Below are 24,779 nucleotides of genomic sequence, written 5' to 3'. Positions count from 1 at the left end.
CTAAGCCTCCTTCCTGATAATGTAACAATATCATAAATATTTTGATAGAAAAAGTGAAAAGGAGAATCGATTATGCACATTCCTGACGGGATTCTAAGTCCCACTATTTTAGCGGCAGGTGCCGTTGTATCTGTTGCTGTACTTGCCAAAAGCGTTCGAGAATCGAAAAACAACCTTGAACAGACAGCAGTTCCGATTATGGGCGTGATGGCAGCCTTTATTTTTGCTGCACAAATGGTGAATTTCCCCCTTTTAGGGGCAGCAGCTTCCGGCCATTTGATGGGGGGAGCACTGGCGGCCTACCTGTTTGGCTTCTGGCCGACGACACTCATTATGACGACCGTGGTCACGATTCAAGCCGTCGTGTTCCAGGACGGAGGAATCAGCGTCCTTGGTATCAATATCCTAAATATGGCGATTCTTGCCCCGCTGTCCGCATCATTGGTTTATAAAATGTTTCGAAAAAGTAAGCTGCCGGTTTCGGTCATGGTCTTTATTGCCGGTTGGGTATCGGTTGTGATTACCTCCGTCTTTGCCGCTCTGCAGCTCGGTGCATCACATGTTGTTTCCTATCAATTGGCACTGCAAACACTTATTCTATGGCATGCAATTATTGGTATTGGAGAAGGTTTGATCACGGTCGCAGTCGTTCCGTTTGCCCACAGGTCTTCCTTTTTCCTTAGGAGAGGGGAGGAGCATTCTTGATGAAAAAACGAATCTATTTTTGGATTATCGGATCGTTAGTGATTGCCGGCGCTGTATCTTTACTTGCCTCGGGACACCCTGATGGCTATGAAAAGGCAGGAGAACAACTGGCTTTTATTGATCGGGCAACGACGTATTTGCAATCCCCACTGCCTGATTATGCCATTCCAGGCGTGCATTCTTGGATGTCATCCAGTCTTGCCGGGATCATTGGGGTTGCCTTGACATTCCTGTTCTTTCTCATGATTGGTAAATTGGCTGGCAAACGCAAATGATGGCACTGCCGAAACCAAGGGTAAAAGTAGTATTGGCACTTTTGATGATTATTCTTGGGGTTTTACCGAAGGATCTTATCATTATTGGGGGAAACCTTTTTATCGGAACAACGCTTCTCTTTATTTATCGAATTCCGTTTCACGCGTTCATCAAACAACTAAAACCAATCGCTTTTTTTATGTTGTTTACGTTTCTCTTTTTCCCCCTTTATGAAGGAGGCCAAGGCTGGATAAAGGCACTTCAATACAGCGGCCGTTTGTTGTTTGTTGCTCAGATGCTTACCTTTGTATTTTACCGCTTGGGTGTTCCTGCCTTTTTACAGGTGTTGGCAGAAATAAGGGTTCCGTCGATTTTTATCGAGCTGATGATGTTTACCTTAAGGTTTATGGACGTGTTTCGTACGGAAGTTCGGCAAATGCTTTTAAGTCTTAGGAGTAGAGGTTTCTATACAGGAAACTGGTTTCAAGTAAATAAGTACCGGGTACTAGGCGGACTGTTAGGAAGCCTGCTGCTGCGTTCTTTTCAACGCTCTGAACGAATATATTTAGGCATGTTAAGTAAGGGCTATAAAGGAGAACGTACATCATTGAAACCAGAAATGGTCCCTCGAACCGAATGGCTTCATTGTGTATTGTGGATCGGCTGTGTTCTCTGCTTGTTTTTTGTAGGAGGAAAGCAATAATGGATATTTTTCGATTTAATGGGGTTTCATACGGCTATACCAAGGACAAGCCCATATTGCGCGACATCTCCTTTTCAATCCGTGAAGGCCGAAAGACAGCAATCGTCGGTGCAAATGGAGCGGGAAAGTCGACAATTTTGTTTCATTTGAATGGCCTGTATGCCCAGCAGCAAGGGGAGATCTTCTTCCGTGAGCAGAAACTTGATAAGAAATTACGGCGTGAGTTATATAAGCAAGTCGGCATTGTCTTTCAAGATCCTGACGACCAGATTATTTCTTTAACGGTGTCAGATGATATTGCATTTGGCCCTGTTCAGATGGGTATTACCGGCGAAGCAATTAAGAAACGGATAGAAAAATATATTAAATTAGTAGGAATTGAGCATTTACTGTCCGACAATCCATCCGAGCTAAGCTATGGGCAAAAAAAGCACGTCACCGTTGCCGGTGTCCTTGCGATGGAGACTGACGTATTTATTTTAGATGAGCCAATGGCCTTTCTCGACCCATTAGGAAAAGAACGAATGGCGTCGATTTTGCAGTTGTTGCAAGAGCAGGGCAAGACAGTGATTGTGACTACACATGATATGCAATTTGTTGCAGAATGGGCGGAGGATGTAATCGTGATTCATCAAGGCCAGTGCCTGGGGACGTTCCAGGCAAGAGAACTCTTCGGCCGCCATGATATTATGAAGCAGGCGAATTTGACGCTGCCGCCGATTGTCCAATTAATGACCTCTCTTTGGAAAGGAAAGAAAGAGGAGATGCCAATTCGATTGGATGAAGCAAAAAGATGGTTAGCAGCGAAAATATAAAGGAAATCTGGGAGAACTGATTGGGTTCTCTTTTTTTTGTGTGTAAAATGATAAAAACAATTGACATTCAAACTGCTGTTTGAATATGATATAATCAAACGAGCATTTGAATGAAGGAAGTGGTTTAAGACTGTTGTGGGTAAAAGAATAACAACGTCACATTTGGAAAAAACTAGCCTTATTCGTAACAATTTCGGTTTAGAAAGACAAAAATAAAGTACCTGCATTATTAGGGTTCTTGGGGGGATCAACATGGGTCATCATCACCACCATCACGGTCATTCACACGGCCACTCGCATGGCCATTCACATACAGGCAATAAAAAAGCGTTAATGAGTTCTTTCATTCTAATTGCTGCATTTATGGTTGTCGAGGTCATTGGCGGACTCCTGACAAATAGTTTGGCGCTGCTTTCCGACGCCGGCCACATGCTCAGTGACGCCGCGGCCCTGGGGCTGAGCTTCTTCGCCATTAAACTCGGTGAAAAACAAGTGTCTCAAGAAAAGACCTATGGCTACAAACGATTTGAAATCATTGCTGCTGCCCTAAATGGGTTAACCTTAATGGTCATTTCTTTCTTTATTTTTTACGAAGCAATCCAGCGCTTTTTCGCTCCGCCGGAAGTGCAAAGCACGGGGATGCTGATCATTTCGGTCACAGGGTTAGTCGTCAACATCATCGCTGCCTGGATTCTTATGCAGGGTGACAAGGATGATAACCTGAATATAAGAAGTGCCTTTTTACATGTTATCGGTGATATGCTCGGGTCAGTCGGCGCCATTATTGCCGCACTGCTCATTATGTTTTTCGACTGGGGCATTGCCGATCCGATTGCGAGCGTTATTGTTGCCGCCTTGATCCTTATCAGCGGGTACCGCGTCACGAAGGATTCCTTCCATATTCTAATGGAGGGTGCCCCAACGCAAATCGATATTGATCAAGTGAAAGCGGCGCTTGGCAGGATACCGCTTGTTAAGGAAGTTCATGATCTTCATATTTGGACGATTACCTCCGGATATCCAGTTTTAAGCTGCCATCTTACCATCTCTGATGAAGGAGTTCATGATGAAATCTTGTCGCAATCGCAGCGTATTCTTCATGACGAATTCCATATCGAACACAGCACCATCCAAGTCGAAAAAGAAACAAACGGCTGCCCAAGTCCGCTCGGTACATGCAACTAACAAAGCAAAGGAAAAAGACATCCTCAAAAGAGATGTCTTTTTTTCAGTTTCCATTAAATTTAGATATGATTTAATAGAGAGCTATTTTGAAATAGGAGAAATTTCACAATTAATATCCAAATATTGTAGATTGCGAAGGTATGTGCGTGTTAGAATGATTTTAATATTTTAGGAGGATTGTTATTTTGAAAGCGTTGTCTCGCTATTTGCTAGTCTTTTTACTGCTATTTTCTAGTGTTGGGTCTTTCCTACATGGGGAATCTGTTTACGCAGCGATGGCTGTTAAAGGATCTATTACCCTTCCGTTTAAGCCGAATGATACAGCCATTGACCCGAATAAACCTGTGATTTATGCGACAAAACTGGGAAGTAAGACACTCTATGCAGTTAATTTTTCCACAGGAGAGATTAAATCTCTTAACCTGCCATACCCGGCAGAAAGATTAGATTTTAATCATAATAAGCTTTATGTTACTCAGCTTAAAATGAGCCATGATACCTACAATCAAGGCCCTTATTCTGGCGCTATTGCAGAGGTAGATCCTAGTAATTTTACCATAAGTAATGTATTGGATATTAATCAAGACCCATACGACATCGCCGTAGACAACAATGGATATATTTATATTTCACCTGGATCAGGACAGTGGGATGATTTAAAAGTATATTCGATGAAGGATAAAAAAGAGATTGTTCAAACTGCACCTTATCCAGCTACATCCATGTATGAAAGAACGAATATCTTTTTTAATGCAGAAACATCGAAAATTTACTCAAATGAGACAACCGGAAGTCCTTTAGATATTGAGGCATATGAAGTCGTAAATGGGGTCATCCAAAATCACTATGACTCTCCTTACCATGGGGATTATAATCTCGGTATTACCGGTAAAATTTCTCCTGATGGAACAAGCATATACAATACTGGCGGGGTTGTATTTGAACTAGCTACGTATAAATCAGGGGACATGAACTACCGTTTTTCTTTCGGGAAAAAATACAATGATTATGAGTTTAGTCAAGAGCAGGGATTAACCTTTGCCGCCAGTACGACCACCGGAATTGACGTCTATCAATATGATACAAAAACGTTTTTATACTCCTTAAGGAAAGATTTAAATGTCCAAAAGCTTCATATTCAAAACGGCATTTTGGTAACTATTAATCAAGATAGCAGTGGAAATTATTTTATCGAGACAATGAATGCGGATACGCCGCCATCATCAGGTGTACCGGAAACACCTGGTGTCCCGGATCCGGTGGGAACCCTTAATAATCTTGGTTTTAAACCAAATGATACGGCCATGGATCCGAACAATCCGGTAATTTATATGACTAAAATGGGAAGTAAAACGGTTTATGCGGTTAATATTTCTACAGGGGAAATCAAATCATTAGCACTTCCATACCCTGCAGAAAGGCTGGAGCTTTATAAAAATAAACTGTATGTAACACAACATAAAATGACCCATCAATATGTAGCCTCTAAACTAATCGGAGCCATCGCTGAGGTTGACATACAAACATTTAAATTAACTAAGGTCATCGATGTTGACGCGGACCCTTATGATATTGCAATTGATCAAAATGGCTATATTTATATCGCGCCAGGTTCCGATCAGTGGGAGGATATGAAAGTTTATTCTTTGGCAACGGGAGGAGAAATACCAAACACGTATATTGCCAATATGCGGGCATGGTCCTACCTCTATTTCAATCCTGAAACATCCAAGATTTATTCCATTTCAACGGATACAAGCCCAAGGGATGTGAATGCATTTGAAGTGGAAAATGGGATAATAAAGAAGAACTACGATTCTCCCTATCATGGCGACTATCCGTTAGATCCTTTTGCCAAAATAACACCAGATGGTCAAAGGATGTACAATAATAGCGGTGTTGTCTTTGACCTTGCGATGTATCAGACGGGTGATTTGACCTATGCCTTTAAACTAGGAAGAAAATACACTGATTATGAATTCAGCTTACAGGACCAATTGACATTTGCTGCTAGAGTAGACGGAGGAATCGATGTCTATGAATATAATACGAATAAATATTTGTATACGATTAAAAAAGAGGCAACTGTGGAAAAACTTCATCTTCAAAACGGGAAATTGACGGCTGTTTCTACTGATAGCTCTGGAAAATATTATATTATTACCATGGATACAAAAACCCAAGGGACATCGGATACACCAAGTAACCCAGGGACACCGACTGACCCGGGAACTCCAAGCACACCTATACCACCAAAGGCAGTACAATATCTGGAAGGTGCAATCTTCACGTGGAATGATGAAATAGAGGAATTCGACTATTATGATCATTTGACAGATGGCGTCCAAAAAGTGCCTTTAGGCAGTATCTTCGGCTTTCACTTTGATCAAAATGTGGAAGTGAATGACGAATCAGGAATAATTATTAAAGGACCAGGTGGCATTGTTGACACATTTAGTTGGGTTTCCGATGATGGCTTATTCATTGCTGCTGACGTTTTAAATGGGACTACAGCCTACACCCTTACTATTAAGAAGGATGCCTTATCTGGTCCTCAAGGACAAAGCTTAGCAAATGATATTATTATCAAGTTTACAACTGCCTCTAACTGGGAATTTTACAATGGTAAGTGGCATTTCTATGACCCGGCTATCGGAGATTATGCCACAGGCTGGAAAGACATTTCAGGAACCCGCTACTATTTTAACCATGCAGGCGAAATGCTAATGGGCTGGCAAAAGATAAATAGTATTTGGTACTACTTTGCAGGCAGTGGCGCGATGCAAAAAGGCTGGCTGAAATTAGGTGCTACTTGGTATTACCTGGATGCCAGTGGTGCGATGAAAACGGGCTGGTTAAAACAAGGAACGACCTGGTATTACTTAGACGGAAGCGGTGCGATGAAAACGGGCTGGTTAAAACAAGGAACAACTTGGTATTACTTAGACGGAAGCGGCGCGATGAAGTCAGGCTGGTTAAAGTTAGGTACGACTTGGTATTATCTAAACAGCAGCGGCGCGATGAAAACCGGCTGGCTCCAATTAGGGAAAGACTGGTACTACCTATACAGCACCGGTGCCATGGCCTATAACACAAAAATCGGCGGCTATAGACTGGGCGCGAATGGAGCATGGATACGCTAGAAAACCTATTAGGATGCGGCGACTTATCGTACACATCCTGACAGGTTTTTTTATGCATTTTTCTTTATCTCTCATAATTGTTTGGTAAAATGTTCTTTATTCGTTAAAAATAAAATGAACAACAATTTTGAGGGGGAAACCTGTTGAAAAAGACAGTCAATCCGCCGGACAAGCGTTTTAAAATCGCGCATAGGGAGGCTCTTATTGGAGTGGTCCTTGTCATCATCAATTTCATCTGGTGGTATGGTTTTGCATATGGTCTCGGTTCGGATCAAGTTAAAAATTATACATATATCGCTGGGTTACCAGCCTGGTTCTTTTACAGCTGTGTCGTTGGATCAATCGTTATGATAATTCTCGTGATTCTAACGGTGAAATTTTTATTTAAAGAAGTTCCTTTTGAAGAGGAAGAGGGGGACAACAAGTGAATTGGCCTGTGATTACCCCGTTACTCATTTTCTTATTTATTATTTTTGCTGTAGGCTTTTGGTCGCATAAATTTGTCCTTAAATCCAATTCGTTCATCGAAGAATACTTCTTAGGTGAACGGCAGATGGGCGGGTTTATTCTGGCGATGACCATGGTGGCAACCTATGGCAGTGCCAGCAGCTTTATCGGTGGTCCGGGTATCGCCTATACGAAAGGATTAGGCTGGGTTCTGCTGGCCATGGCCCAGCTGGCAACCGGTTATTTTACGTTAATGGTGTTGGGAAAGAAGTTTGCCATTGTGGCGAGGCAATACAAGGCGATTACGCTCATTGACTTTTTGAAGGAGCGCTATAAAAGTAAAACGGTTGTCATCGTATCTGCGGCAAGTATCATCATCTTCCTTTTTTCATCGATGACTGCCCAGTGGATTGGCGGAGCGCGGCTCGTTGAATCGTTAACAGGCCTGCCGTATACGACTGCCTTATTGATCTTTGCTTTTTCCGTCCTCGTCTTTGTTATTGTCGGCGGCTTCCGGGCTGTCGCTTTAACCGATGCCGTCCAGGGTGTCGTAATGTTCGTGGGAACGCTGATTCTGCTGATTGCTACCATTAAAGCCGGCGGCGGAATCCCGAAGATCATTTCCGATTTGGCAGCGGAAAATCCTAATTTAATCACTCCCTTTGGTGCTGATCGGGAGCTTACTCCCGCCTATGTTTCTTCCTTTTGGATTTTAGTGGGAATCGGGGTGGTTGGCCTGCCGCAAATAACGGTACGAGCGATGTCCTATAAAAACTCGAAAGCAATGCACAGCGCCATCATTATTGGAACGATTGTGGTCGGTTTCATCATGCTGGGGATGCATCTGATTGGCGTTTTTGCAAGGCCGGTCCTTCCTGGAGTTGAAATCGGTGATACTGTCATGCCGCTGTTATCGATGAAGGTGCTGCCGCCGTTTGTCGCTGGAATTGTGCTAGCTGCACCGATGGCCGCCATTATGTCGACAGTTGATGCCCTGCTGATTTTAGTAAGCTCCGCACTTGTTAAAGATGTTTACTTAAATTACATCAAGCCTGATGCGAAAGAGGACCATGTCAAAAAAGTCAGTTTTAGTGTAACAGCCATTATTGGTATTCTGGTTATCCTGCTGGCGTTGAGTCCGCCTGATCTAATCGTCTGGCTAAATTTATTCTCATTTGGCGGTCTGGAGTCCGTCTTTATCTGGCCGGTCGTGTTAGGATTGTATTGGAGTAAGGGAAATAAATACGGGGCGATTACTTCGATGATTCTAGGAATGGGGTCTTATATACTATTGGATCGTTTTTATCCTAATCCATTCGGGGTTCATACCGTTGTCATGCCGATTGTTCTATCACTTCTAGGATTTATTGCGGTTAGTCTAATGTCCCAAAAAGCAGGATCCAACTTGAAAGGTACACCCGCTCAATGATATTTTTGTTGCAATTTTATTGATAAATTTCTAGAATGAATGAACAGAAATCTTTAAATAAGGTGGGTGTCCAATGATAGGAGTTATGCAATTTTTATCGGCGCTAATTTTACCAGGGATACTAGTCTTACTTTTTACACGTGTCACCTATAATCGTCTGATCGGTCTTGCCTTAACGATTGCCCTGATTGCAGCGTCTGCCTATAAAGGATATACAAATACCTTGGTGCTCATCGTCATCGATGCCTTCTCCTTAACCGCTGGCTTCTGGCTGGCGGCAAAGATGAAACCGCGAGCCGTGAAAGGCAGCTAGTATCCCTTTCAAGTCTGTCCATTAATTGGCAGGCTTTTTGTTTTTTTAGTTCTGTTGATTGGAGCGCAATCAACAGACATATTTAACAAAGTCTAAAAAAATCGAATACTAGTTCGCATATTGTTGGTTTGTTTTTGTCTGAATGTGGTAGAATATGAATATGAAATTAAGAGAATACACTTTTCGGTTGTCATCCCGTCCAATACAAAGTTTTTCCAGCTGTAAAGTGATTTTATAACGGGAGGAAATGAATGGTGAAAGACCAATTTGAATTAGTTTCAAAATACACGCCGCAAGGTGACCAGCCAGAGGCCATCCGCCAATTAGTGGAAGGTATCCGGCAGAATAAACGCCATCAAACGCTGCTTGGCGCCACTGGTACGGGTAAGACATTTACCGTTTCAAATGTGATTAAAGAGGTAAACAAACCTACACTAGTCATTGCCCATAACAAAACGCTGGCCGGTCAGCTGTATAGCGAGTTCAAGGAATTTTTTCCGAACAATGCGGTCGAGTATTTTGTCAGCTACTATGATTACTATCAGCCAGAAGCCTATGTGCCACAGACAGATACATTTATTGAAAAAGATGCCAGCATCAACGACGAGATTGATAAACTGCGCCACTCGGCCACCTCTTCCTTATTTGAACGGAAAGACGTAATCATCATCGCCAGTGTTTCCTGTATCTACGGTCTCGGTTCGCCGGAAGAATACCGCGAAATGGTGCTGTCCCTCCGGACTGGCATGGAAATTGAGCGCAATAAGCTGCTGCACCGCCTCGTCGATATCCAATATGAACGAAATGATATTGATTTCAAACGGGGAACCTTCCGCGTCCGCGGCGATGTCGTCGAGATTTTCCCGGTTTCCCGTGATGAGCATTGCATGCGTGTCGAATTCTTCGGTGATGAAATTGACCGCATTCGCGAAGTCGATGCCCTTACTGGTGAAATTATGGGTGAACGCGAACATGTGGCCATTTTCCCAGCATCCCACTTCGTTACAAGGGAAGAGAAAATGCGTGTCGCGATTGAGAATATTGAAAAAGAACTCGAAGAACGACTGGCCGTGCTTCGAGCAGAAGATAAATTGCTTGAAGCACAGCGGATTGAGCAGCGCACCCGCTACGATCTGGAAATGATGCGCGAGATGGGTTTCTGTTCAGGGATTGAGAATTACTCACGCCACCTGACATTAAGGCCTGCCGGTTCCACACCGTATACCTTGCTGGATTATTTTCCGGAAGACTTCCTGATGATTATCGACGAATCGCACGTCACCCTGCCTCAGGTCAGAGGAATGTTCAATGGGGACCAAGCGCGGAAACAGGTGCTTGTGGACCATGGATTCCGTCTGCCGTCAGCACTAGACAACCGGCCGCTCACATTTGATGAATTTGAAAAGCACGTACACAATGCCATTTTTGTATCTGCTACACCTGGTCCGTATGAGCTGGAGCATACTCCGGATATGATTCAACAAATCATCCGCCCGACCGGCCTTCTTGATCCAACCATCGAAGTCCGTCCAATTGAAGGTCAAATCGATGACTTGATCGGTGAAATTCAGGAACGTGTGAAGAAAAATGAACGGGTACTTGTTACGACGCTGACGAAAAAAATGTCTGAAGACTTAACCGACTATCTGAAGGAAATCGGTATTAAAGTGCAATACTTACATTCGGAGGTCAAGACGCTTGAGCGGATTGAAATTATCCGTGAGCTCCGCCTTGGGAAATATGACGTTCTCATTGGAATCAACTTACTCCGTGAAGGCCTGGATATACCAGAGGTTTCGCTAATTACCATACTTGATGCGGACAAAGAGGGATTCCTCCGCTCCGAGCGTTCCCTGATCCAAACGATTGGCCGGGCCGCCCGGAATGCTAACGGCCATGTAATCATGTATGCCGACCGCATAACCGATTCGATGGAAAAGGCGATCAGCGAGACGAAGCGGCGCCGCGAGATTCAAGAGGAATATAATGAAAAGCACGGCGTAACCCCTCAGACGATCCAAAAAGAAATCCGCGATGTCATTCGCGCGACACATGCTGCCGAGGAGCAGGAAGAGTATACACCGGCTTCATCATTCAGCAAGATGAACAAGAAAGAGAAAGAAAAACTTATTGCGACAATGGAAAAAGAAATGAAAGCCGAAGCCAAAGCGCTTAATTTTGAACGCGCTGCCGAGCTTCGTGACTTACTTTTGGAATTAAAAGCGGAAGGATGACGTACAGATGGCGATGGAGAATTTAATTGTAAAAGGCGCCAGAGCCCACAACTTGAAAAATATTGATGTCACCATTCCGAGAGATAAGCTTGTTGTTGTAACGGGACTTTCCGGTTCAGGAAAGTCCTCGCTTGCGTTTGATACCATTTATGCGGAAGGCCAGCGCCGTTATGTCGAATCACTTTCGGCATATGCAAGGCAATTCCTCGGCCAGATGGATAAGCCCGACGTCGATGCGATTGAGGGCCTCTCCCCGGCGATTTCGATAGATCAGAAAACAACAAGCCGCAATCCGCGTTCAACCGTCGGAACGGTGACAGAAATCTATGATTACCTACGATTACTATACGCAAGGGTTGGACATCCAACCTGTCCGATTCACCATATCGAAATCTCCTCACAAACGATTGAGCAGATGGTCGACCGGATTCTTGAATACCCGGAACGAACGAAAATGCAAATCCTAGCCCCGGTTATATCCGGGAGAAAAGGAACGCATGTGAAAGTCTTCGAAGATGTGAAGAAACAAGGCTTTGTCCGGGTTCGCGTTGATGGGGAAATGATGGATCTTGGCGATGAGATTGAACTGGAAAAGAATAAAAAGCACTCGATTGAAGTCGTAGTTGACCGGATTGTCGTTAAGGAAGGAATCGCTGCCAGAGTGGCGGATTCACTTGAAACAGCACTGAAGCTGGGCGAAGGCAAGGTCATCGTCGACGTCATTGGTGAGGAAGAGCTGCTGTTTAGTGAAAATCATGCTTGTCCGCTTTGCGGCTTTTCCATTGGTGAGCTTGAACCGCGGATGTTTTCTTTCAACAGTCCATTCGGGGCCTGCCCGGAGTGTGACGGGCTCGGTTCCAAGCTTGAAGTCGATGTCGATCTTGTGATACCAAATAAGGATTTAACCCTAAAGCAGCATGCGATTGCCCCATGGGAGCCGACAAGTTCACAATATTACCCGCAGCTCTTGGAGGCGGTCTGTAACCATTTCGGAGTGGATATGGACGTACCTGTCAAGGATATTCCTGAGCATCTTTTGGAAAAAGTGCTCTACGGCTCCGGGCGTGAAAAAATTTATTTCCGCTATGAGAACGACTTCGGACAAATCCGCGAGGGGCATATTGAATTTGAAGGCGTCATCCGCAATGTTGAGCGCCGGTTTAAAGAGACGAGCTCTGACTATATCCGTGAACAAATGGAAAAATACATGGGCCAGAAGCCATGTCCAACCTGCAAAGGCTTTCGTTTGAAAAAAGAAACGTTAGCTGTTTTGATTGACGGCCGCCACATTGCCAAAGTGACGGACCTTTCGATCGAAGAAGCCTATCAATTTTTCTCGGAATTACACCTGTCGGAAAAAGAAATGCAAATTGCCAAGCTGATTTTTCGTGAAATCAAGGAGCGCCTTGGCTTCTTAATCAATGTCGGTCTTGATTATTTAACGCTTAGCCGAATGGCCGGTACTTTATCAGGCGGGGAAGCACAGCGGATTCGTTTAGCAACGCAGATTGGTTCGCGTTTAACAGGCGTGATGTATATCTTGGATGAGCCATCAATCGGTCTTCATCAGCGTGATAACGACCGGTTAATTGGAACACTGAAAAGCATGCGTGATATTGGCAACACCTTGATTGTCGTTGAACATGACGAAGATACGATGCTCGCCGCCGATTATTTGATTGATATCGGCCCTGGTGCAGGTATCCACGGTGGAGAAGTGGTCTCTGCCGGAATACCTGCAGAAGTAATGGCGGACCCGAATTCGCTGACAGGCCAATATTTGTCTGGGAAGAAGTTTATTCCACTGCCGCTTGAACGCCGCAAACCAGATGGCCGCTATATTGAAATCAAGGGCGCAGCGGAAAATAATTTGAAAAATGTGAACGTGAAATTTCCACTCGGCGTTTTCACCGCCGTAACCGGTGTGTCTGGCTCTGGAAAAAGTACGCTCATTAACGAGATACTTCATAAATCGCTGGCGCAAAAGCTTAACCGTGCTAAAACAAAGCCGGGGGAACACAAGAGTATCAAGGGAATTGAACATTTAGAAAAAGTCATCGATATTGATCAGTCGCCAATCGGGCGAACACCGCGTTCCAATCCGGCTACGTATACCGGTGTATTTGATGATATCCGTGATGTGTTTTCGGCAACGAATGAAGCAAAGGTCCGCGGGTACAAAAAGGGCCGCTTCAGCTTTAATGTCAAGGGCGGACGCTGTGAAGCCTGCCGCGGTGATGGGATTATCAAGATTGAAATGCACTTTTTGCCTGATGTCTATGTTCCGTGTGAAGTATGCCATGGGAAACGATATAACCGTGAAACACTAGAGGTAAAATACAAAGGGAAAAGCATTTCCGATATTCTCGATATGACTGTAGAAGCAGCAGTTGAATTTTTCGAAAACATTCCAAAAATCAGCCGCAAACTGCAAACGATTTTGGATGTCGGGCTTGGCTATGTGAAACTCGGCCAGCCGGCAACGACACTGTCCGGAGGCGAAGCCCAGCGCGTGAAGCTTGCTTCAGAACTTCATCGCCGTTCGACCGGGAAGACCTTCTACATTTTGGATGAGCCGACAACCGGGCTGCATGTGGATGACATTTCTCGTTTGCTTGTTGTGTTGCAGCGTCTAGTGGAAAATGGCGACACTGTTTTAGTCATTGAGCACAATCTTGATGTCATTAAGGCAGCCGATTACCTCGTCGACCTTGGTCCTGAAGGCGGAGACAAAGGCGGAACAATTGTCGCGACCGGAACACCGGAGAAGATTGCAGAAACCCCTGCGTCATATACGGGAAAATACCTAAAGCCAATCCTTGATCGGGATCGAGAGCGAATGAAACAGCTAGTTGCTGATAAAAGTGCCGTAAAAGCATAAATTTAGGAGAAGGGCCGGATGAAATCCGGCTCTTTTTTACTTCATATGGAGTAGAAAAATAGGTCTTTTTTGGCTATTTTAATATTATAGAAACTTTTTCCTTCTCAGTTCGTAGATATGAGATAGAGGTGATGAACGAAATGGAAACAAGAAAAGTCCTTTCAAGTTTGTGTTATTTCAGCATTTTTTTTGCCGGATTTATTTTTCCGCTTGCCGTCTTTATTGCTACCGGTGATGAGGCGACAAAAGTGCACGCCAAGAAATCGTTATTATCCCATTTAATTCCGATGATCCCGACACCGCTGATTGTATTTGCAGTGTTTTATGACTTTACCAATATTCAAGATACAGTTTCGGCGTTTACGGTCATTAGCATTGTTGTTCTTGTCATCATTTGGATGGTTGTTGTGATTTGGAACATTGTCAAAGGCGTAAAGGTCCTCCTGGCTGAATAAGCTAGTAGAAGGAAAAAATTAAATCTGAGGTGGAAAAGATGAAAGAGGAAAAAAAACGGATTCTGCAAATGGTTGAAGAAGGAAAACTTAGAGCTGACGAGGCGTTAGCGCTGCTCGATGAACTGGAAAAGGCACAGCAAACGATGGAGCAAAAGCAGGAACAAATGGTGAACGAGCTTTCAACCGCTGTACAGTTTGATGAAGCAAAAAAAGAAGACCCATTCCAAACGAAAACCCAATCTACTAAGGATAAGATTTTTGAGTTTGTTGATTCCGCATTGAAAAAAATTAAAGACTTTGATTTTGACTTAAACTTCGGCCAATCCGTTGATATCTCCCATATTTTCCAACATGGCGAAGTGGATTTAAAAGATATGGACATCGATGTAGCCAATGGTTCCGTGAAGCTCGCTTCCTGGGAGCAGCCGGACGTAAGGATAGAGTGCCAGGCAAAGGTATACCGGGTGGACAATCAGGATCAGGCGCGGCAAAACTTTCTCCGCGATGTACACTTTACAGTTGAACACCAAAAATTGCGGTTTAGCACACAGCAAAAATGGATGAAGGTGGAGGCTATCATTTATGTGCCAAAAGCGCAATACGAACGCGTCCGCATTCGCATGTTTAATGGCGGTATTACCGGTGAAGGAATGAATGTCCATGACCTTCGGGTAAAAACCGCAAATGGAAAAATAAGCCTTCATCAGATTAATGGAAAAAAGGCAGAGGTGGAAACGGCAAACGGGAAAATATCGGTTGTCGGCAGTCAAATTGATGAGGTGGAAACCGAGACCATTAACGGTGCAATTCAACTTGATGGCGACTTTAGAAAACTAGAAGCAGAGTCGTTCAACGGAAATATCAGCGCAAACCTGCAGGGAAATCGTTCCGAATGGGTTCAAGTAAAAGCGACCACGGGAGGCATTGACTTATTTGTCCCAGAGGCAGCACCGGTTAATGGTGAACTCAAGACAAATCTTGGCGGTTTTAATCTCAATCTAACCGGTGTCCAGGTGCTTGAGGAGAAGAGTGAAATGATTCAGAAGTTGCTTCGCTTCCAATCGGTTAACCATCCTGATAAAATGATGAGAATCTATGCCGATACGAAAACAGGCTCAATCACGGTTCACAAATCACACAATGCCTAAATAGGAGACGTTTAAAAGATGAGATGGCTGATTGGATGTTTGATAAATGCTGTTTTGTTCATGGCACTTGCCGGCTATTTTCACGACAGCTTTCAATTAACAGGATTTTGGGCCGCACTTCAGGCAAGCGTTTTATTATCGATCTTAAATGTACTTGTGCGCCCGCTCCTCATTTTATTAACCCTGCCTGTAACGGTTTTAACATTGGGGCTGTTCTTGTTTGTGATCAACGCGATTACACTTGAATTGACCGATTATTTGATGGGCGATGCCTTTGAAATCAACGGCTTTGGCATGGCACTATTTTTCGCTGTTTTGATGTCACTCGTCAACATCATGATTCAAAAAACGATTCTGGAGCCGTCAAGGAACAAGAAGAATTAACACAAAAAGGTGCACACCATTTCCATGTGGTCTGCACCTTTTTCACTTTTTGAACAACTTCCATTTGGTTCTTTTTCAAAAAATGCTAAAATAAGAGGAAATGAATTTTTTAGATGATAAAATCCGTTGAGGAGGAAGCTTCTTGTCTAAAGTACGTACCAAAGATATATTGGAGAAATTTAAGCTTGAATTGGTCAGTGGTGAGGAGGGAATTGATCGTCCAATCACCACAAGTGATATATCCCGGCCGGGAATTGAAATAGCAGGTTATTTTGAATTTTATCCTGCAGAACGAATCCAGCTGTTGGGAAAAACAGAACTTTCATTTTTCGATGAGCTTCCTGAAGGGGAACGCATTTCACGAATGGAACGGTTATGTACGGATATCACTCCGGCGATTATTGTCACTAGGGATATTGAAGTGCCGGTGGAGTTAGTCGAAGCGGCAGAGCGGGAATCTGTGCCTGTTTTACGGACAAGCATGAAGACGACTCGTTTTTCAAGCCGTCTTACCAATTATTTAGAGAGTAAACTGGCCCCAACAACGGCGGTTCACGGCGTTTTGGTCGATGTGTATGGCATTGGCGTACTCATTACTGGAAAAAGCGGTGTGGGTAAAAGTGAAACGGCGTTGGAACTTGTAAAGCGCGGCCACCGCCTCGTTGCCGATGATTGCGTGGAAATCCGTCAAGAAGACCAAGATACATTAGTTGGAACATCACCGGATTTAATCGAGCATTTATTAGAAATCCGCGGCTTGGGGATTATCAACGTGATGACATTGTTCGGAGCGGGTGCGGTCCGCAGCAATAAGCGGATCACGCTGATAATGGATTTGGAAATCTGGGATTCCAAAAAGCAATATGACCGCCTTGGCCTTGATGAGGAGAAAGTGAAGATCATTGACACGGAGGTCACCAAGCTGACCGTGCCTGTCCGTCCAGGACGAAACCTGGCTGTAATAATCGAAGTAGCAGCGATGAATTTCCGTCTCAAAGGACTGGGTGTGAATGCAGCGCAGCAATTTACCGAGCGGCTTGCTGATGTGATTGAAGATGGAGAACGCGAAGAACTGTAAGGGGGAGAAGATAGAATGAACGAAACGATTCAGCCGCTAAACCCAATTGCCTTTTCACTTGGTCCGATTGATGTGCACTGGTATGGGATTATTATCGGCTCAGGTTTAGCGTTGGCGCTGTTTTTGGCCATTAGAGAAGGAAATCGCAGAGGGCTCCCGAAGGATACGTTTGCTGATTTGATGTTATGGGCGATTCCGATTGCGATTATTTCGGCGCGGATTTATTATGTGATTTTTGAATGGGAGTATTATGTCAGTCATCCGGCAGACATACCGAAGATTTGGAACGGCGGGATTGCCATCCACGGGGCATTGATTGGTTCCGTTATAACAACGATTATTTTTGCAAAAAAGCGCGGCGTTTCTTTTTGGAAAATTGCCGACATTGCCGCCCCAAGTATCATTCTGGGTCAGGCGATTGGCCGCTGGGGCAATTTTATGAACCAGGAAGCCCATGGTGGGGAAGTCACGAGGTCGTTCCTCGAAAACTTGCATTTACCGGACTTTATTATCAATCAAATGTATATCAATGGAACCTATTATCATCCAACCTTTTTATATGAATCCATTTGGGATTTTATCGGCTTTTTCCTATTAATTTTCCTTCGCCGCGTGAATTTCCGCCGCGGCGAGCTATTTCTATCCTATGTCATTTGGTATTCTGTCGGCCGCTTTTTCGTTGAAGGACTGCGGACGGATAGTTTAATGCTTGGCAGTCTGAGGATGGCGCAGACTATTTCGATTGCCTTAATTGTTGTGGCAGCGGCGATTATTATCTATCGCCGGATGAAACAGCCCTCAGCAGTGCGCTATTTAGATCAGAGTAATTAAGAAAAGCGTAAGCGCCCTGGTCAGCGGCGTATGGCCTGGAGCCCTCCAACTGAGATAAAGGAAACACGGCGAGCGAAAGCGAACCGATGTTGACTTATCGTAGGGCGGAGAGCGAAGGACACTAGCCGCTAGGGCGTTGTAGCTGGACAATTTTCAAAGCCGCAATTTATTAATTCTTATATTTTAAAAAGGAGTATGGGGAAATGTTAGTAAACTCAATAAAAAAGGGGTTACTTGTCGGTCTAAAGACAACCTGGACATTAGGAAAAGTGATTTTTCCTGTTACCCTGATTGTGGCTGTGCTGCAATATACACCAGTCCTGCCATGGGTGATGAAAATGATTTCCCCGATAATGGAACTGATTGGTCTTCCAGGAGATGCGGCAATACCGCTCGTCCTCGGAAATTTCCTTAACCTTTACGCCGGCATTGGTGCGATTCTCACGCTAGATTTCTCAGTAAAAGAAGTATTTATCTTAGCCGTGATGCTGTCCTTTTCCCATAATTTATTCATCGAATCCTCTGTGGCGATGAAAGCTGGCGTGAAGCTGTGGGTCGTCTTGGTCACAAGGCCGGGGCTGGCACTCCTTTCCGCGATCGTCATTAATCTTGTCTGGCATGGAGGCGGGGAGAAAGCAAAGTATGGCTTGATTCAATCAAGTTCTGTCCAACCAGAGGGAGTCGCCGGCATCATTGTAGAGGCAGTGCAAAAAGCGGGGCTTGGCATCTTTCAGCTCGCCATCATTGTCATCCCGCTTATGGTTGTGATACAAATATTAAAAGATTTACACTGGTTAAACAAATTTTCAAAAACGATGACTCCAGTCACGAAAACGCTTGGGATGAAGGAAAATACCTCGACGACGATGGCTGCTGGTTTATTATTTGGCCTGGCCTATGGTGCAGGTGTCATGATCCAAGCCGTGAAAGAAGATGGGGTCAGCCAAAAGGATATTACCCTGGCGTTTATTTTTCTAATGGCCTGTCATGCGGTGGTTGAAGATACGTTAATTTTTGTGCCGCTTGGCATCCCCGTCCTGCCGCTGTTTTTAATCCGTCTCGGGGTAGCCATTGTGTTAACTTTAGTGGTAGGTATGATTTGGAAACGCTCGGGGCTGGTGAAAAGAAAGGATGCAACCTATGAACAACAAAATTACGACAATACTCTTTGATTTAGATGGGACGTTAATTGATACAAATGAATTAATTATTTCGACTTATTTGCATACACTTGAAAAATATTACCCTAGCAAGTACAGCCGCGAGGATGTTTTGCCGTTTATGGGTCCGACCCTCCATGAAGCCTTTAGTACCGTTGATCCGGATCGTGTGGAGGAGATGATTGTCGAGTACCGCACATTTAATCTCGCTAACCATGATGCACTCGTGAAAGAATTTGAAGGTGTGTTTGAGACAATTCAAACTTTATTCGAAAAAGGCTACAAACTTGGCATTGTCACCACGAAACGTCATGACGTCGCCTTGAAGGGGCTGCGTCTGACAAATCTTGATCAGTTTTTTGAGGTTGTGGTTGCTCTTGATCATGTAACAAAGTTCAAGCCTGATCCGGAGCCAATTTTTCATGCGCTTGAGCAAATAGATGCTGCACCAGAGGAAACGCTCATGGTCGGCGATAATTACCATGATATATTAGCCGGAAAAAATGCCGGCACGAAAACAGCTGGTGTCGCTTGGTCCATCAAAGGCCGAGAGTATATTGCAAAATACGAACCCGATTACATCCTTGACCACATGCAAGACTTATTAAATATCCTCGGAGAGTGAGAATATGAGGAATACGACCCGTTACCCGGTCACAGGAGCGAACTCCTTATGGCACGTTTACAAAACCGTGCCGTTTTGGAAAGTAGTGAAAAATTTTATAGTCATCCAGCTCGCCCGTTATACACCCTTTTTGGGAATGAAGAATTGGCTTTACCGTGTGTTTTTAGGACTGAAAGTTGGGGAGCATACCTCATTTGCCTTAATGGTCATGCTCGATGTAATGTTTCCGGAAAAAATCACTGTCGGCCGCAACACGGTCATCGGCTACAATACGACGATTCTTGCCCATGAGTATTTGATTAAAGAATACCGGCTTGGTCCAGTCTCGATTGGCAGCGAAGTCATGATCGGCGCCAACTCAACGATTCTCCCCGGGGTGACAATTGGTGATGGCGCGATTGTCTCGGCCGGGACGCTTGTTCATAAGGATGTTCCAGCTGGGGCGTTCGTCGGCGGAAATCCCATGCGTGTCATCTACACGAAGGAACAAATGGCTGAGCGCTGGGCGGATGATCCGATATATGGCGTAGAAAAAGAAATTACTTGAGCTCGGTTTTTTATTAAACTGGGTTCTTTTTTTATATGATAAAGCGGTTTCCTTTAAAAAGGTCATGTAACCGGTTTAGCGGACCGGCTTGGGAAGTTGGCGGAATTGTTGCTTGGATTAGCGGAATTCCTGACAAAACCCGCGGAATAAATTCAAATTCTCGCGGAATAATGCTAAAAGTACGCGGAATCCACCGACTGTATTTAACGACACCTGTCATCGGAAGTTTTTTTCATTGACGAAACGATCACCAAGGGGTAAACTACTAATTATTAACTTTAACTCACTACCAATTTAGCAGACTAAAGCAAAATGGAAAAGGGTGAACACATTGAGTCGCTTGTTTATGTTTGAAAAGCCTTTAGGGATGCGTGACACGCTGCCGGAATTATATGAGAAGAAACATCGCGTTCGTTCTGTCATGGCAGAAACGATGAAGCTTTGGGGCTACCAATTTATCGAAACTCCGGCGCTTGAATACTACGAAACCGTTGGAGCGGCATCAGCCATTGCTGACCAGCAGCTCTTTAAATTGCTTGATAAAGAAGGTCATACACTTGTGCTCAGGCCGGACATGACCTCACCAATCGCCCGTGTAGCAGCATCAAAACTGCTAGACGAGGATCTGCCTGTTAGATTAGCCTACTCCGCCAATGTATTCCGAGCCCAGCAGCGCGAAGGGGGCCGGCCGGCAGAGTTTGAGCAAATCGGTATTGAATGCTTGAATGAAGATACCGTTTCATGCGACGGGGAAGTCATTGCCCTGCTGATTTCCTCTTTACAAAAGGCTGGACTCACAGAATTTCAAGTTTCAGTCGGTCATGTTGGGTTTGCACAAGAGCTATTCATGCAAATCCTCGGGACAAACGGCCGGGCCCGTGCATTAAGGAAATTTTTATATGAAAAAAATTATGTCGGCTACCGCGAGCATGTGAATTCTCTCCAGCTATCATCGATTGATAAGCAAAGATTGTTGCAGCTTCTTCAATTAAGAGGTGGGGAAGAAGTCATCGGCCAGGCACTTGACATTATTGAAAATGATAAAGGCAAGCAAGCCATCCTTGAGCTGAAAGAGCTTTGGGAAGTCATTAAGGACTATGGTGTCGAAAGATTTGTTAAGTTTGATTTTACCATCGTCAGCCATATGAGCTATTATTCCGGTATTTTATTCGAGGCCTATGCCGGGAAGGTCGGCTTTCCAATCGGAAATGGCGGGCGCTATAGTTTAATTGAAAAGTTTGGAAAAACAGCAAATGCTACCGGATTTGCGATTCGAGTGGATATGCTGCTTGAGGCACTGGGAGATTTACAGGTAGAAAATACAACCCATTGCATCTTTTTCAGTCAGGAGCGCCGTAAAGAAGCCTTTGATTTGGCTGCTGAAATGCATGAGCAAGGGAAAAAGACCGTCATTCAAGATATAACCGGGGTCAAAAATCTTGATGCTTTTACGAAAAGATTTGCCGAGACCACCTATTTAATCGGAGGAAGCGGAGATGAGTAATATCCTAACGATTGCGATGCCGAAGGGGCGAATTTTTGAAGAAGCGGTGGAATTGCTTCGTAAAGCAGACTACAAACTGCCGCCGGAATTTGATGATTCAAGAAAGTTGATCATTGACGTGGAGGAAGAGGGGCTCCGGTTTATTTTATCCAAGCCAATGGACGTGGCTACGTATGTCGAGCATGGTGTGGCGGACGTTGGAATCGCCGGGAAGGACGTGCTGCTCGAGGAAGAGCGCGATGTGTACGAACTCCTTGACCTTAAGATCAGCCATTGTTATTTAGCAGTTGCCGGCCTTCCGGATACAAAAATGAACGAAGTGGCCCCAAGAGTCGCAACGAAATATCCAAATATCGCCGAGGCTTATTTCAGAGAGCAAGGCGAACAGGTGGAAATTATCAAATTAAACGGATCAATCGAACTCGCGCCGTTAATCGGCTTATCGGACCGGATTGTTGACATTGTTTCAACTGGCCGGACATTAAAGGAAAACGGGCTTGTCGAATACGAAAGAATTATAGACGTGACGTCGCGTTTCATTGTGAACCGAGTCAGTTATCGGATGAAGGACAAACAGATTGATGAAATGGTAACCCGGCTTAGTGAAGTAGTTTAGGAGGATTTTTTCATGAAAATACTAAAGGTTGATGAACTTGCTTCAATTAAACGCTCGATTGAAGCGGGTACCTCCGAGCAGCAAACGATTGTAAAAAAAATAATTACTGAAATTCGACAGCGCGGTGATGAGGCATTACGAGAGTTTACAGAGACATTTGACCGGGTCAGCCTTGCCTCTTTTTCCGTTACTGAAGCAGAGATAGAGGAAGCCTACGGCGAAGTGGAAGAGCAATTGGTAACGATTATTCGCGAAGCCGCAGAAAATATCCGCTTTTTCCATGAAAAGCAGCTTCGGCCGTCGTGGATGACGACCGAAGAGAATGGAACGATTCTTGGTCAAAAAATAACCCCGCTGGATTCAGTTGGCGTGTATGTGCCGGGCGGAACGGCTGCCTACCCGTCATCAGTGCTGATGAACGTGATTCCGGCGAAAGTAGCAGGAGTCAAACGGATTGTAATGGTGTCACCGCCTGGCAGTGACGGGAAATTACCGGCAGCGGTGCTCGTTGCAGCCAAGGAAGCCGGCGTGGAGGAAATCTATAAAATTGGCGGAGCCCAGGCAATTGCCGCGCTTGCATACGGAACGGAATCGATCACTTCAGTTGATAAAATAACCGGTCCTGGGAATATCTTTGTCGCTTTGGCGAAACGGGAGGTATTCGGCGATGTCGATATCGATATGATTGCCGGCCCGAGTGAGATTGCCATTTTAGCAGATGAAACAGCACGGGCGGACGAAGTCGCCGCAGACCTGCTATCACAGGCAGAGCACGACCCTCGGGCATGCAGTGTTTTGGTTACCCCGTCACTGGGGTTAGCCGAGCAGGTGTCGGCGGAAGTCGAAAAGCAGCTGGCGATGCTGCCGCGCAAGGAAATTGCCGCTCGTTCGATTGCGGATTACGGGGCCATTTATGTAACAGCTGACCTCGACGAAGCAGTGGAAACGGTGAACCAGTTAGCGCCGGAACATCTTGAAATTATCACAGAAAATGCAATGGAGCTTCTCGGAAAAATTCGCCATGCCGGAGCAATTTTTATCGGCCGTTATAGTTCAGAGCCCGTTGGCGATTATTTTGCCGGCCCGAACCATGTGCTTCCGACGAATGGAACAGCAAGGTTCTCAAGTCCGCTGAATGTTGACGATTTTCAAAAAAAATCAAGCGTGATCGTCTACAGTGAGCGTGCATTAAAGGAAAACGGCGCCAAAATCGCCGCTTTTGCCCGTCAGGAAGGGCTCGAGGCACATGCCCGGGCAGTGGAAATGAGATTTACAAACGATAAGTAGCATAATCCGCTCAGAAAAGCTTTACTTGGTTACATTAAAGAGCCCAGAGTGCCCGTCGAGGAGGAAAAAGCCCTCGCACGGGAACTGTGAAGAGCCTAGAGTGCCCGTCGAGGAGGAAAAAGCCCTCGCACGGGAACTGTGAAGAGTCCAGAGTGCCCGTCGAGGAGGAAAAATCCCTCGCACGGGAACTGTGAAGAGCCCAAAGTGCCCGTCGAGGAGGAAAAGGCCCTCGCATGGGAACTGTGAAGAGTCCAGAGTGCCCGTCGAGGAGGAAAAATCCTCAAAAGGGGAACTGTGAATACAGGCAAATATAAAGAGTCAAGTAGCAAGTTATTTTAAGGAGGGTCCCTTTCATGGAAAGAACCGCAAGTATTGAAAGGAATACAAATGAAACCAAGATCCAACTATCGCTGGCAATCGATGGCGAAGGCCAATCACAGCTTGAAACAGGTGTCCCATTCTTAACCCATATGCTAGATTTATTCACCAAACATGGTCAATTCGACTTAACTGTCGACGCCAAAGGTGATACTGAAATCGATGATCATCACACGACTGAAGATATCGGTATATGCTTAGGGCACGCGCTTCGTGAAGCATTAGGAGACAAAAAAGGTATTAAACGATACGGAAATGCGTTTGTTCCAATGGATGAGGCTTTGGCTCAGGTAGTTGTGGATCTTAGCAACCGCCCGCACCTAGAAATGCGTGCGGAATTCCCGGGACAGAAAGTAGGTAATTTCGATACTGAACTCGTACACGAATTCCTCTGGAAGCTCGCCCTTGAGGCACGGATGAACCTCCATGTCATCGTTCACTATGGAAAAAACACACACCACATGATTGAAGCTGTATTTAAAGCATTAGGACGAGCACTCGATGAAGCCACAACCATCGATCCGCGCATCAAAGGCATTCCATCAACAAAAGGCATGCTCTAGAAATTCATATTGGTGCCTGACACCAATTTCACGTCTGGCACTGTGAATACAGAAGATATGTTTTGGGCTATGACGGGAACAATCCAAAGGAGG

23 protein-coding genes are annotated in these 24,779 nt (G+C 44.8%); all 23 read left to right on the top strand.

Translation table 11 applies throughout. From position 1 onward, the window contains the following. Window positions 1-72 precede the first annotated feature (72 nt). The 23 genes from FAY30_RS20460 (at window position 73) to hisB (ending at window position 24,686) form a co-directional block, all read left to right on the top strand. Window positions 73-705, top strand: coding sequence for an energy-coupling factor ABC transporter permease (locus tag FAY30_RS20460; RefSeq protein WP_149871597.1), 633 nt, complete (start codon window positions 73-75; stop codon window positions 703-705). Next, entirely contained in the window at window positions 705-980 is a 276-nt protein-coding gene (locus FAY30_RS20455) for a PDGLE domain-containing protein (RefSeq protein WP_149872796.1), read from the top strand. Before FAY30_RS20460 ends, FAY30_RS20455 begins: the two co-directional genes overlap by 1 nt. Beyond that, window positions 977-1,663 carry an energy-coupling factor transporter transmembrane component T family protein gene (locus tag FAY30_RS20450; RefSeq protein ID WP_149871596.1) on the top strand — a complete coding sequence of 229 codons (687 nt, stop codon included), beginning with the start codon at window positions 977-979 and terminating at the stop codon, window positions 1,661-1,663. The genes FAY30_RS20455 and FAY30_RS20450 overlap by 4 nt, the downstream gene beginning before the upstream one ends. After that, a complete protein-coding gene (locus FAY30_RS20445; RefSeq protein WP_149871595.1) occupies window positions 1,663-2,478 on the top strand; it encodes an energy-coupling factor ABC transporter ATP-binding protein in 816 nt (271 codons plus the stop codon). Before FAY30_RS20450 ends, FAY30_RS20445 begins: the two co-directional genes overlap by 1 nt. Window positions 2,479-2,730: 252 nt before the next feature. Next, entirely contained in the window at window positions 2,731-3,663 is a 933-nt protein-coding gene (locus tag FAY30_RS20440; RefSeq protein WP_149871594.1) for a cation diffusion facilitator family transporter, read from the top strand. Window positions 3,664-3,848: 185 nt separating this feature from the next. Further along, the gene (locus FAY30_RS27590; protein ID WP_223820807.1) at window positions 3,849-6,806 is read left to right on the top strand and encodes a hypothetical protein; all 2,958 of its coding nucleotides are present in this window, start codon (window positions 3,849-3,851) and stop codon (window positions 6,804-6,806) included. A gap of 143 nt (window positions 6,807-6,949) precedes the next feature. After that, window positions 6,950-7,234 (top strand): YhdT family protein, encoded by a 285-nt coding sequence (locus FAY30_RS20430; protein WP_149871593.1) that lies wholly within the window; start codon window positions 6,950-6,952, stop codon window positions 7,232-7,234. After that, window positions 7,231-8,682, top strand: coding sequence for a sodium/pantothenate symporter (gene panF / locus FAY30_RS20425; RefSeq protein ID WP_149871592.1), 1,452 nt, complete (start codon window positions 7,231-7,233; stop codon window positions 8,680-8,682). The genes FAY30_RS20430 and panF overlap by 4 nt, the downstream gene beginning before the upstream one ends. A gap of 73 nt (window positions 8,683-8,755) precedes the next feature. Next, on the top strand, window positions 8,756-8,995 hold the full coding sequence (locus FAY30_RS20420) for a CsbA family protein (RefSeq protein WP_149871591.1): 240 nt from the start codon (window positions 8,756-8,758) through the stop codon (window positions 8,993-8,995). A 254-nt stretch (window positions 8,996-9,249) separates the two neighbouring features. Next, a complete protein-coding gene (gene uvrB, locus FAY30_RS20415; RefSeq protein WP_149872794.1) occupies window positions 9,250-11,229 on the top strand; it encodes an excinuclease ABC subunit UvrB in 1,980 nt (659 codons plus the stop codon). A 7-nt stretch (window positions 11,230-11,236) separates the two neighbouring features. Next, window positions 11,237-14,110 (top strand): excinuclease ABC subunit UvrA, encoded by a 2,874-nt coding sequence (uvrA, locus tag FAY30_RS20410; protein WP_149871590.1) that lies wholly within the window; start codon window positions 11,237-11,239, stop codon window positions 14,108-14,110. A 140-nt stretch (window positions 14,111-14,250) separates the two neighbouring features. Continuing rightward, entirely contained in the window at window positions 14,251-14,565 is a 315-nt protein-coding gene (locus FAY30_RS20405) for a magnetosome magnetite crystal formation protein family (protein WP_149871589.1), read from the top strand. A gap of 38 nt (window positions 14,566-14,603) precedes the next feature. Further along, entirely contained in the window at window positions 14,604-15,713 is a 1,110-nt protein-coding gene (locus tag FAY30_RS20400; RefSeq protein WP_149871588.1) for a DUF4097 family beta strand repeat-containing protein, read from the top strand. Between the two features lie 18 nt (window positions 15,714-15,731). Further along, entirely contained in the window at window positions 15,732-16,097 is a 366-nt protein-coding gene (locus FAY30_RS20395) for a phage holin family protein (protein ID WP_149871587.1), read from the top strand. Between the two features lie 142 nt (window positions 16,098-16,239). After that, complete coding sequence (hprK, locus tag FAY30_RS20390; protein WP_149871586.1) at window positions 16,240-17,175, top strand: HPr(Ser) kinase/phosphatase; 936 nt, start codon at window positions 16,240-16,242, stop codon at window positions 17,173-17,175. A gap of 15 nt (window positions 17,176-17,190) precedes the next feature. Beyond that, window positions 17,191-18,006 (top strand): prolipoprotein diacylglyceryl transferase, encoded by an 816-nt coding sequence (gene lgt, locus FAY30_RS20385; RefSeq protein ID WP_149871585.1) that lies wholly within the window; start codon window positions 17,191-17,193, stop codon window positions 18,004-18,006. A gap of 203 nt (window positions 18,007-18,209) precedes the next feature. Continuing rightward, window positions 18,210-19,178 (top strand): nucleoside recognition domain-containing protein, encoded by a 969-nt coding sequence (locus FAY30_RS20380; protein ID WP_149871584.1) that lies wholly within the window; start codon window positions 18,210-18,212, stop codon window positions 19,176-19,178. Next, the gene (ppaX, locus tag FAY30_RS20375) at window positions 19,147-19,791 is read left to right on the top strand and encodes a pyrophosphatase PpaX (RefSeq protein WP_149871583.1); all 645 of its coding nucleotides are present in this window, start codon (window positions 19,147-19,149) and stop codon (window positions 19,789-19,791) included. The genes FAY30_RS20380 and ppaX overlap by 32 nt, the downstream gene beginning before the upstream one ends. Window positions 19,792-19,795: 4 nt before the next feature. Beyond that, window positions 19,796-20,338 (top strand): acyltransferase, encoded by a 543-nt coding sequence (locus tag FAY30_RS20370; protein WP_149871582.1) that lies wholly within the window; start codon window positions 19,796-19,798, stop codon window positions 20,336-20,338. A gap of 346 nt (window positions 20,339-20,684) precedes the next feature. After that, on the top strand, window positions 20,685-21,842 hold the full coding sequence (locus FAY30_RS20365) for an ATP phosphoribosyltransferase regulatory subunit (RefSeq protein WP_190284947.1): 1,158 nt from the start codon (window positions 20,685-20,687) through the stop codon (window positions 21,840-21,842). Next, window positions 21,835-22,458, top strand: a complete 624-nt coding sequence (hisG, locus tag FAY30_RS20360; protein ID WP_190284703.1) for an ATP phosphoribosyltransferase — start codon at window positions 21,835-21,837, stop codon at window positions 22,456-22,458. The genes FAY30_RS20365 and hisG overlap by 8 nt, the downstream gene beginning before the upstream one ends. A gap of 12 nt (window positions 22,459-22,470) precedes the next feature. After that, window positions 22,471-23,745, top strand: coding sequence for a histidinol dehydrogenase (gene hisD / locus FAY30_RS20355; protein WP_149871580.1), 1,275 nt, complete (start codon window positions 22,471-22,473; stop codon window positions 23,743-23,745). A 353-nt stretch (window positions 23,746-24,098) separates the two neighbouring features. Then, window positions 24,099-24,686 carry an imidazoleglycerol-phosphate dehydratase HisB gene (gene hisB, locus FAY30_RS20350; protein WP_149871579.1) on the top strand — a complete coding sequence of 196 codons (588 nt, stop codon included), beginning with the start codon at window positions 24,099-24,101 and terminating at the stop codon, window positions 24,684-24,686. Window positions 24,687-24,779: the final 93 nt, after the last annotated feature.

Source organism: Bacillus sp. S3 (genome assembly GCF_005154805.1).
In the GTDB taxonomy this organism is placed as follows: Bacteria; Bacillota; Bacilli; order Bacillales; family Cytobacillaceae; genus Neobacillus.
The sequence above is the reverse complement of the archived record's forward strand: the minus strand, read 5'-3'. Positions and strand labels throughout refer to the sequence as shown.

Coding starts and splice junctions, on each gene's coding strand:
- FAY30_RS20365 (WP_190284947.1), top strand. CDS start 20,685: ATGTTTGAAAAGCCTTTAGGGATGCGTGACACGCTGCCGGAATTATAT.
- FAY30_RS20370 (WP_149871582.1), top strand. CDS start 19,796: ATGAGGAATACGACCCGTTACCCGGTCACAGGAGCGAACTCCTTATGG.
- uvrA (WP_149871590.1), top strand. CDS start 11,237: ATGGCGATGGAGAATTTAATTGTAAAAGGCGCCAGAGCCCACAACTTG.
- hisG (WP_190284703.1), top strand. CDS start 21,835: ATGAGTAATATCCTAACGATTGCGATGCCGAAGGGGCGAATTTTTGAA.
- hisB (WP_149871579.1), top strand. CDS start 24,099: ATGGAAAGAACCGCAAGTATTGAAAGGAATACAAATGAAACCAAGATC.
- FAY30_RS20405 (WP_149871589.1), top strand. CDS start 14,251: ATGGAAACAAGAAAAGTCCTTTCAAGTTTGTGTTATTTCAGCATTTTT.
- FAY30_RS20440 (WP_149871594.1), top strand. CDS start 2,731: ATGGGTCATCATCACCACCATCACGGTCATTCACACGGCCACTCGCAT.
- FAY30_RS20400 (WP_149871588.1), top strand. CDS start 14,604: ATGAAAGAGGAAAAAAAACGGATTCTGCAAATGGTTGAAGAAGGAAAA.
- FAY30_RS20460 (WP_149871597.1), top strand. CDS start 73: ATGCACATTCCTGACGGGATTCTAAGTCCCACTATTTTAGCGGCAGGT.
- ppaX (WP_149871583.1), top strand. CDS start 19,147: ATGAACAACAAAATTACGACAATACTCTTTGATTTAGATGGGACGTTA.
- FAY30_RS20420 (WP_149871591.1), top strand. CDS start 8,756: ATGATAGGAGTTATGCAATTTTTATCGGCGCTAATTTTACCAGGGATA.
- FAY30_RS20445 (WP_149871595.1), top strand. CDS start 1,663: ATGGATATTTTTCGATTTAATGGGGTTTCATACGGCTATACCAAGGAC.
- FAY30_RS20450 (WP_149871596.1), top strand. CDS start 977: ATGATGGCACTGCCGAAACCAAGGGTAAAAGTAGTATTGGCACTTTTG.
- FAY30_RS20395 (WP_149871587.1), top strand. CDS start 15,732: ATGAGATGGCTGATTGGATGTTTGATAAATGCTGTTTTGTTCATGGCA.
- FAY30_RS20455 (WP_149872796.1), top strand. CDS start 705: ATGAAAAAACGAATCTATTTTTGGATTATCGGATCGTTAGTGATTGCC.
- lgt (WP_149871585.1), top strand. CDS start 17,191: ATGAACGAAACGATTCAGCCGCTAAACCCAATTGCCTTTTCACTTGGT.
- FAY30_RS20380 (WP_149871584.1), top strand. CDS start 18,210: ATGTTAGTAAACTCAATAAAAAAGGGGTTACTTGTCGGTCTAAAGACA.
- hisD (WP_149871580.1), top strand. CDS start 22,471: ATGAAAATACTAAAGGTTGATGAACTTGCTTCAATTAAACGCTCGATT.